6 protein-coding genes and 1 tRNA gene are annotated in these 7,919 nt (G+C 69.5%); 3 read left to right on the top strand and 4 right to left on the bottom strand.

Features of this window, described 5'->3' with window-relative positions:
- Positions 1-70 precede the first annotated feature (70 nt).
- The 4 genes from L0H79_RS18810 to L0H79_RS18795 all read right to left on the bottom strand — a co-directional run bounded on the left by L0H79_RS18810 (position 71) and on the right by L0H79_RS18795 (position 5,083).
- Entirely contained in the window at positions 71-1,804 is a 1,734-nt protein-coding gene (locus L0H79_RS18810; protein ID WP_301486174.1) for a hypothetical protein, read from the bottom strand.
- A gap of 391 nt (positions 1,805-2,195) precedes the next feature.
- Positions 2,196-2,471 carry a hypothetical protein gene (locus tag L0H79_RS18805; RefSeq protein WP_301486173.1) on the bottom strand — a complete coding sequence of 92 codons (276 nt, stop codon included), beginning with the start codon at positions 2,469-2,471 and terminating at the stop codon, positions 2,196-2,198.
- A 407-nt stretch (positions 2,472-2,878) separates the two neighbouring features.
- Positions 2,879-2,961 (bottom strand) — tRNA-Leu (locus L0H79_RS18800).
- Positions 2,962-3,502: 541 nt separating this feature from the next.
- Positions 3,503-5,083: a hypothetical protein gene (locus L0H79_RS18795; RefSeq protein WP_301486172.1), complete on the bottom strand. Its 1,581-nt coding sequence runs from the start codon at positions 5,081-5,083 to the stop codon at positions 3,503-3,505.
- 177 nt (positions 5,084-5,260) lie between these two features.
- Here L0H79_RS18795 and L0H79_RS18790 point away from each other — a divergent pair, with 177 nt between their 5' ends.
- From L0H79_RS18790 to L0H79_RS18780, 3 genes are all read left to right on the top strand, one after another.
- Positions 5,261-6,052, top strand: coding sequence for a DUF3662 and FHA domain-containing protein (locus tag L0H79_RS18790; protein ID WP_301486175.1), 792 nt, complete (start codon positions 5,261-5,263; stop codon positions 6,050-6,052).
- A 10-nt stretch (positions 6,053-6,062) separates the two neighbouring features.
- A complete protein-coding gene (locus L0H79_RS18785; RefSeq protein WP_301486171.1) occupies positions 6,063-6,587 on the top strand; it encodes an FHA domain-containing protein in 525 nt (174 codons plus the stop codon).
- Between the two features lie 4 nt (positions 6,588-6,591).
- On the top strand, positions 6,592-7,919 hold a 1,328-nt coding region (locus L0H79_RS18780), incomplete at its 3' end, for a PP2C family serine/threonine-protein phosphatase (RefSeq protein WP_301486170.1).

The raw sequence follows: 7,919 nt of genomic DNA, 5'->3' as shown, positions 1-7,919 counted from the left end.
TTCCCCAGCCGCTCTTGCCTCACGAGTCGCTCCAGCCACACCCGGACCCTAGACCACATCAACACCAAAGTCACGGACATTGGGGCAGGACCAGCGTCCGGGTCCGAAGCAGCACCTCGTCTGATCGACCCTTGGCCATACGCGACAGGAGTGTTGAGACGCGCTCATGAAGCATCGCCTCAGCGGCCTCCGCCTGCCGGTTCATGGCGCGCATAACCGCTCCGAAGGCCAGAGCAACCCACGGGATCAGGGTGGCAGCAACAGCACCGGCACCTGCGGACAGACCTACCGCGGGGTCGGTCACGACGGCTATGACAACGAAGGCACTGAGCGGCAGCGTCAGCCAGGCCACTCGGCCCGGTGGGCTGACGAAGGCGATGGCCACCAAGGGCACGCTGCCCATACCGATTGCCCATGAGGCGAAGGTCCGCAGTGAGGGTATGCCAGCGACCACCACAGAGGCCACGACCGCCGCTGTGATCACTATGCCCCAAACCCGGCACTGCGACGTGGCGGGAAGACCAGCCGTGACCTGCCGCAGCACGGTCCATGTCACCAGCCACAGGGCTATGACGACAATGGGCTGCACGGCCCAGAATGAGGTGAGCTCCGTGTGGCGAATGGCCAAGTAGGTATGCATGCAGAGCACTGGCCACAGGGTCTGCATGAGCCGACTGAAACCCGTCGGGGAAAGGCCCACGGTTTCCACGTAGACGGCCTGGGCGCCCCTGGCCTTCTCATGACGATCAGCCGGCCAACTGACCGTGACGACCACCCGGCCGTGGGCACGCCGGCGTGTCACCACGCCACGGAGGGCGTCCACCTGTGCCGCGACCGAGTTCCGCCAACCCCACCCGCCAGATTGACGGCCTTGAGCTGCTTGCGCGTTCGTTACGCTCACGCTGAAGCGGCCCTCGCTGAAGGAGGGGGCAATGGTGATACCACCGCCATCCCCGTGCCGCTTCGCGTTGCGAACCAACTCGCCCAGTATCCGGGCAACAGCGGCCGCGACGTCTGGCCTCAAGGGCGGCCAGTCCTGGGCCTTGGCTAAGGTCATATCAGCCGAGGGAACCGCATGATCGACCCGCACGTCGTCTACCACTGCCACGAGGGTGGTCGCCTCGACATACTCAGGTCGAGCTTCACCCGTCGCCGTGCCAAGCTCGCTGATCGTACGCCGCAGGGACTCCGGCTCGATCACCCCGAACTCCGCAATCCGCAACAGCGTCGCTAGGACCCTGTCGTGCAGGATTCGCCGCGCTTCCTCACGCCGGCGCATCTCCTCGGCGACAAAGTGCGACATCAGGTCTTGGTCGATGGCGGCGCGCCGAGCCTCGTCCATCTGGGCCACCTGCCCCCGGAGGACTGCGATGCAGATGGACGCGGCGTAGGCCAGCGCCAGGTTCACCACGACGTGGTCGACCGATAGCCAGACGCTGTCGCCGGGGACAATCATGGTGGCAGCCAGGAAGGCGGCGAAACAGACACCTAGCAGTGTCATCGCCGTCTGAACGTGGAACGAGGCCATGGTGACGTAGACGGCGATACTGAGCACATACGCTGGGCCGTTGGACCCCGGGGTGAACTCGAGCATCGGAGCGGTCCAGGCGCCTAGCAGCAACAAGCCAGCGCCCAGCCGCGACGTCAACCGAAATGCAAAGAGCAGAAGCGCAGAGCCGACAACTGCGGCAAAGAGAACAATCGAGGCGCCCTGACCCGTCTGGACAGCGCCGATGAACTGTGGAACGAACATCCCGACAGCTACGGCGATGATCAGCCACCGAAGTCCCTGCTCCATTCGCATGCACCGGGGATAGCTCTCCGGCGGATCCGGCCACGGCGAGACCACCCCAGCACCAAGCCACGACATAGCCACAGACTTTCCCGGATCACCTCTACCGGCAACTTGGGGCTCCCTGGCATGCCTGCCTGTGGGCTTGTGTCCGCTAGTCCGCCGCCCGGTTGTCAGGCATGTCTGGGGCTGAGACACCCCGCCGGTTGTGGGGGTAGCCGTCATAGGTCGGGGAACGGAAACGAATCACATGACGCGCCGGCCGAGGCCCGGACCAGGCCGGACCAGGCCACGGACCTACCAGCGGGAGCACGAGTCGCGTTCGAAGGATTCGAACGCGGCCGACGGGCAGTGGGGTTGGAGACCGTAAGGGGACTCCAGTTGTGGTAGGTGCCCAGGACAATCACGGCAGCGTCGGTGGAGTGGCGGGCGTCCGGTCGCGCACCGCGTCGAGGGCGGCGATGTCGTCATCACTCAACGCGAGCTCCCGGCCGAGCGTGGCGAGCGCGTCGCCAAGCAGGAGCCGCTGCGCCGGAACGACGGCAGCGGCGATGATCTCGCGCACCTCCGCCTCGGTGCTCCGACCGTGCCTGGCCGCCTGCATGCGTAGCGCGCGGCGTACCTCGTCGGACGTTCCGTACAGCACAAGACTGCCATCATGCACTCCCTTCGTCGTCACTGACGACCTTTCTCAAGATGCCGTCACTTGGTGGAGAGCAGGCGAATCGCGGCGACATGGGTCAGGCGCGGATCAGGCGTCCGGATCGAAAATCGCGAAGGAGCTTCCCCCGGGCGCTCACCCCTGAGTCCGAGCCGTCCCCGACGCTCCACCGCGACGCCGAGCCCTGACCGACGGGATGTGACTCAGAAGATGAACGGCAATGACCCAACCCGAGCCGATGGCGCCAGCCTGCCGACAACTTGCTCGCGATGCACGACCAGGCCCGGAGACCTACGCAACGATGCCAGCGGAGTGCCGAGCCGTCAGTTGCGACCGCAGAACGACGAAACTCCCGACCGGATCAGCTCCGGCCGGGAGTCTCGGGAACCGAACAGGTAGTTCACGCAACTACCTGTGAGTGTGGGTGCGCGAGGGGGGATTTGAACCCCCACGCCCATTAGGACACTGCCACCTGAAGACAGCGCGTCTGCCGTTCCGCCACTCGCGCGTGACAGTGCCCAAGTTTGCTGCATGAGCCCCGGGAACGCCAAACCGGAGCCTGCGGGCATCACCAGCCGAGCGCAGCGCCCTCATGTCACGGGTCAGGTCACCTGTCATGTCGCAAGGTGAGACGGTGGTGAGCACGACGGCCGGATGCCGGGTGACATGACCTGCGACGAGACCGAGAGTTGGCCAGGCCAGGTCGCAAACCTGACCATCTTCGCGTCATGTCGCGGGTCAGGTCACCTGTCATGTCGCAACGTGAGGCGGTGGTGAGCACTACGGGCTGGCCGGCGAGTGATATGACCTGCGACGAGACTCGGAACCGGGCCGAGGAGACCGCCGATCCGACCCGGAACACATCCGCCCGTGACGCTCACCCGTCAAGTCCCGAACCGCACCGGTGGTGCAGCAGAGGTGGACGAGAGCTGACCTGATGCATGACCTGGCACCGGGCGCACCGCGATGTGGCTGGTGAGTTCGACACCTGTTCCGAACGCGGCGCCCATCCGATGGAGCGGGCGTGCGAGCGGGGCTGGACGGCATACCTACAGGCCGTCGACGACGACGGCGGCCAGCTCCAGGCACGCCTCGTGGGTACGCTTGCCGACCCTCAGCGGGTCGACCTGCAGGCCCGGTGCGAGCACCGGGTCGTACGGGATGTCGACGACGGCCCGCACCCACTGCTCGAAGTGCTCGCGGGTGTGGACGCCGGTGCTCGGGTCGGCCCTCGGAGAGGTGTGCGAGATGACGCAGATGGAGTTGCGTACCAGCTCTTCTCGGCCCATCGCGACGAGGGCGTCCAGGTTCTTCGCCGCGACGACGGAGGTGTCGTCCTTGAGCGAGGTCGCGAAGACGAGCAGGTCGGCGCGCTCGGCGGCGGCGAGCCAGTTGGGAGACAGTCGGTTGTTGCCGGTGTCGATGACCATCATCGGGTAGAACCTGGACAGCTGGGTGTGCAGGTCCTGGAACTCCTGCTCGCCGATGATCCGCATCGCCTCGTCGTCGTCGGCCGACGCGAGCACGTCGAAACCGATCCCTCGCTGGTCACGGACCCAGTGCTCGAGCTCGGACGTGCCGGCATTGGGGTCGTCCGCGAGCTGCGGCAAGCCCGCGAGCAGGTCGACGACCGTGCGGTGGTGGGTCTGCGACGGGGCGCGCATCCCGAGCGTCCCCTCGGTCTCGTTGTTGTCCCACGCGAGCACGGACCCGGACCGGTAGCGGCCGAGATAGGACGCGAGCATGAGCGTGACGAGAGTCTTGCCGCCGCCGCCCTTGGTGTTGATGACCATGATCGTGCGGCGCCCGTCCACCGGCCGCACGATGCGATCGACCCGCTCTCGCTCGAGCAGCTCGGCCCGGCTCGGACCCAGCCCGAGGGCGCGCCGCAGCCCGGAGCCGGCCTTCATCCGCTGGCGCTGCCCCCTCGAGCGCGCCGCGACGAGCTCGTCGGCGTGCGGTCCCCTCGGGGTCGCCTCGATGGGGTATGCCGCCGAGCTCGCCTCCGGTGTCGCGTGCGGGGTCGCGGTGGCCGGCTCGGGGTCGGCGGTACCGAGGCGCGCAGCCGCGTCGACGGTGTCGAAGGTTTCGGAGGCCGTGTCGGGAGTGTGGGCGACACGGGCGATGTCCTGGGCACCGGCTGTATCGGGGGCACCGGCTGTATCGGGGGCGTCGGCTGTGGCAGGGGCGCCGTCGGAACGGTCGGGTGCGCCTGCGAGGCGCCAGGACGACCCGGTGAAACGCAGCTGCACCGTCGACGTCTCCTCGACGTGCACCGGCGCATCGGCAACGTCGGCGCCGGCATCGGCTTCAGGCGCCGACGTCGTGAGCTCGGCCCAGTCGGCCTCGCTCCACGTGTTCGACCAAGGATCGCCGGGCTCGTCGCGGTCGCCGGGCTCGCCGGGCTCGCCGGGGCCGTCGGGCTCCTCACCGCGCGTGCCCTCGGCAGCCTCATCGCTCGCCACACGTTCGGCGGGCCGTTTGGTCCATGCGGATCCGGTCCGTGGCAGGGGCAGCGGGAAGCCGCTCGGGACGGATGTGTTGGACGGATAGCCCGGCAGGCCGGTCTCCTGCGTGACCTGCCCGTCGCCGCCGTGGCGCCGGCCCTGGTCCGTCGTGTCGTTGCTCATCGAACGCTCCCTCGCTGACCGCTGTCCCGCTGCAGATCGTCTCATCCTGCCCGCCGAGGACGAACCACACAGCATCAGGCCTGCCCGGGCAGACCCCGGGTCCTGCCGCTGCGGATCGGCACCCGCCCCCGCGGCCCGGCTACCATGAAGCGCCCCATGATCGAGAAGGAGCTGTCCGTGGGAATCATCAACCGCGTCGAGCACGGGCTCGCCAAGGCTGTCCACGGTGCCTTCGCGAAGGCTTTCCGGTCCGAGGTCCAGCCGGTCGAGATCGCATCGGCGATCCGGCGCGCCATGGACGACCGGGCCGCCCTGCTCGGCCACGGCCGGGCCATGGTGCCCAACCTCTACACGATCGAGCTGAGCACCACCGACTACGGCCGGCTCGGCGACTACGAGGACGAGCTGGCCGAGGACCTCGTCGCAGCCGCCCAGGAGCACGCCGAGTCGCAGGGCTACCAGCCGCACGGTCCGGTGCGGGTGACCCTGGTGCAGGGCGAGGGCCTCGAGACCGGCGTCTTCCGGGTCCGCCCGGCCACCGCCAAGCGCGTCGACCCCGGGCCCGAGCCCGGCCGCACGCCAGCGCGATCCGAAGGTGCGGGCAACGCGCCCGCGGTCCGGCCCACCGCCGTCGACCAACCCGCCGCACCCCGCCCGGCCCGAGTGAGCCCGTCGGCGCGGCCGTGGCTCGACATCGCCGGCGACCGGTACCCGCTGCTCGGCGGCCTGACCGTCATCGGCCGCGACGAGAGCGCCGACATCGTCGTCGACGACGCGGGCGTCTCGAGGCGGCACAGCGAGGTCCGCGTGACCAACGACGGGCCCCATCTGGTCACCTCGATCCGCGATCTCAACTCGACCAACGGCACGTTCGTCAACGGTGACCGCATCACCACACAGCGTCTCGAGGACGGCGACCGGATCACCCTCGGCCGGACGTCGGCGACCTTCCGCGCCGGGCGTCGGTGAGCAGCGGCGAATGAGTGTGCTGACCCTCACCCTGCTCCGGCTGGGCCTCCTCGCACTGCTGTGGATCTTCATCTTCAGCATCGTCGGCGTGCTCCGCACCGATCTCTACGGCACGACCGTCTCGCGGCGCGGCAGCCGCAAGGCCCGCCGGGCGGCCCGGAAAGAAGCGGCAGCCGCGCCCGCACCGGCCGCGGCACCCCAGCCCGACGCCCCGCCCCGCGGTCGCAAACGGCGCCGGGGTGGTCCACCGACCCACCTCGTCGTGACCGAGGGGCCGCTCGCCGGAACCTCGCTGCCGTTGCGCGGCTCCGGCGTGCTCATCGGCCGTAACCCCGAGTGCGCCCTCGTCGTCGACGACGACTACGCCTCGGGCCGCCACTGCCGCATCTATCCCGACGGCGACGGGTGGGCGGTGGAGGATCTCGGCTCGACGAACGGAACCTACCTCGGCCGCGAGCGCCTCACGACCCCGCGCCCCGTCAAGGTGGGCTCGAGCCTGCGCATCGGCAAGACCGTCCTCGAGCTGCGGGGCTGATCGCGTGCCCATCGCCTTGCGCTTCGCCGCACGGTCCGACCTCGGCCTCGGGCCCAAGTCCCGCAACGAGGACTCGGGATACGCCGGCCCGCACCTGCTCGTCCTCGCCGACGGGATGGGCGGGCACGCCGCCGGCGACGTCGCGTCGTCGATGATCGTCGGAGAGCTGGCCCCACTCGACGACGAGGCGATCGGCGCCGACCAGGCCATCGCGCGGCTCGAGGAGGCGCTGCACCGGGCCAACACGCGGCTCACCAAGGCGATCCGCGAGAACGACGAGCTCCGCGGGATGGGCTCGACGACCATCGCGGTGCTGCGGGCCGGAAACAAGGTCGCGATGGCGCACATCGGCGACTCGAGAGCATTCATGTTGCGCGACGACACCTTCACCCAGATCACCAAGGACCACTCGTTCGTCCAGCAGCTCGTCGACGAGGGACGGATCACCCGCGAGGAGGCGAGCCGGCATCCCCAGCGTTCGGTCGTCACCCGCGTCATGACCGGCCAGCCCGACGACGAGCCGGACATGTCGCTGCGCGAGGCGAAGGTCGGCGACCGGTTCCTGCTGTGCTCCGACGGCCTGTCCGACTTCGTCGGCGCCGACGTCATCGAGGAGATCCTCCGGGAGGCGGTGGCCCCCGCGGACGCGGCCGACCGGTGCATCGAGGTCGCTCTCAAGGCGAGCACCCGCGACAACGTCACCGTCATCGTCGCCGACGTCGTCGCCTCCGACCGTGACCTGACCTCGACGACCCCGCAGGTCGTCGGCGCTGCCCAGAACCGGCTGCGCGCCCGCACCCGGGCCATCCCGACCACCCCCGCCGAGAAGGCGGCGGCCCTCTCCCGCGAGGCGACCGGCGAGGAGGCCCCCAGGGGCGAGGACGTGGAGCTCGCCGAGGAGGCGACCGACGACCCGCGCCGGCGGCGAGGGCTCCGGCGCGGCATCGCCGGCCTGGTCGTGCTCGCCGTCCTGGTCGCCGGCGGGTATGCCGCCTACGCCTGGTCGCAGTCGCAGTACTTCATCGCGGCCGATCAGGGCCGGGTGACGGTCTTCCGCGGCGTCTGGCAGGACCTCGGCCCGATCTCGCTGCACCACGTCGAGCTGCGCAGCGAGATCCCCGTCAGTGAGCTGCCCGTCGACATCCAGGGCTCGGTCCAGACCGCCATCCCCGCCCGTGACCTGCACGACGCGATGACGAAGGTGTCGACCCTGCGCAGCGAGGCCGCCCGGTGCCGGGCCATCGCGGAGAGCGGCACCGCGTGCGGGAGCACGCCGGTCGCGACGATCCCGCCGAGCGGCACACCGACCACGGCCCCCAGCGACGGCGCGAC

The organism is Intrasporangium sp. (genome assembly GCF_030452765.1).
Classification (GTDB): domain Bacteria; phylum Actinomycetota; class Actinomycetes; order Actinomycetales; family Dermatophilaceae; genus Intrasporangium_A.
Note: the sequence above shows the minus strand (reverse complement) of the source record. Positions and strands in the feature narration are given on the sequence as shown.

What these genes read in the sequence shown, in the direction of transcription:
- L0H79_RS18810 (WP_301486174.1), bottom strand. Translation starts at nt 1,804, where the DNA reads ATGCGAATGGAGCAGGGACTTCGGTGGCTGATCATCGCCGTAGCTGTC.
- L0H79_RS18795 (WP_301486172.1), bottom strand. Translation starts at nt 5,083, where the DNA reads ATGAGCAACGACACGACGGACCAGGGCCGGCGCCACGGCGGCGACGGG.
- L0H79_RS18785 (WP_301486171.1), top strand. Translation starts at nt 6,063, where the DNA reads ATGAGTGTGCTGACCCTCACCCTGCTCCGGCTGGGCCTCCTCGCACTG.